Genomic DNA, 1,325 nt, shown 5'->3' with positions numbered 1-1,325 from the left:
AACTGTAACTTACAAACCACTTGGAAACTTGGTTCCAAAACCAGAGACACCAAACGATCCAAACTTCCCATCAACACCAGGAGTGAAGTATCCAAATAATCCAACGGATCCAACGAAACCAGGTCAACCACTTGTTCCAGATGTGCCAGGTTATGAACCACATCTTCCAGATCCAAATGATCCAACAAAACCAGGTAAACCAATCCAACCAGGGACACCTGTAACACCTGATAAACCAGGTGAAGATACACCAATCATCTATGTACCAAAAACAACTGAAGTAACAAAACCAACTAAACAAACGGTAACGTTTGAAGGAGCAGGAACAGCTACTCCAGCTGATAAGGTTCAAAATGACTTCACCTTTACTGGTAAACAAAAAAATGGTACAACAACATGGGATCAACCTAATCACACTTATGGTAAAGAAACAGTTCCAGTTGTTGAACATTACTATGCTGATAAGAAGGAAGCTGGATCTAAGACAGTTACTCCAGACCAACCAGAAGTTACGGATAAGGTTACTTATAAACCACTTGGTAAGATCATCCCAGTTGATGAAACTAATACACCAATTCCAAGTGCACCAACTCCACAGTACAACAATGATCCACAAGATCCAACTAAGGGTGGCAAGACTCCAACTCCAGTTATCCCAGGTTATGTGACAGACACTCCAAGTGTAACACCTAACAAACCAGGAGAAGATACACCTGTTGTCTACCGTAAGGCAGAACAAAAAGCTATTATCAAGTACGTTGATCAAACAACTGGTACAACACTTGAAAATGATCAAGTTTCTGGTAAATCTGGTGAAGCTATTGACTACTCAACTGCAGCTAAGATCAAGAAATACCAAGATCGTGGTTATGTTCTCGTTAGCGATGAGTTCCCAGCAGGAGCTACTTATGACACAGATGCATCTGTTGATCAAATTTGGACAGTAACCTTGAAACATGGTGAAACACCAGTTGGACCAAACGATCCACATAATCCAACAGATCCAATCAATCCAAATGATCCAGACAGTCCAAAATACCCTGCGACAGATCAATGGAAGAAAGATGTAACATCAACTGTTCATTATGTGGTATCAGACGGTAAGGCAACTGCCCCAGCTGATAATGTTCAAAATGCACAATGGACACGTACCTTAAATCTTGATAAAGTTACAGGTAAAGTTCTTAACCCTGATGCACCATGGGCATCGAATAAGGATAACTATGATGCAGTTCCAACACCTGGTTTGACAGGCTACTACGCTGATAAAGGAAGTGTTGCTTCTAAGACAGTCACTCAAGAAAATCTTGAAGAAACTGTAACTT

Annotated in this window: 1 protein-coding gene; it reads left to right on the top strand. The window is 40.8% G+C overall.

The genetic code is table 11. From position 1 onward, the window contains the following. Window positions 1-1,325: mucin-binding protein (locus tag ADH31_RS10035; protein ID WP_414716740.1), on the top strand; the 1,325-nt coding region annotated here is incomplete at both ends.

The sequence above is a fragment of the Streptococcus pseudopneumoniae genome (assembly GCF_001072375.1).
Taxonomy (GTDB): domain Bacteria; phylum Bacillota; class Bacilli; order Lactobacillales; family Streptococcaceae; genus Streptococcus; species Streptococcus pseudopneumoniae_L.
Note: the sequence above shows the minus strand (reverse complement) of the source record. Positions and strands in the feature narration are given on the sequence as shown.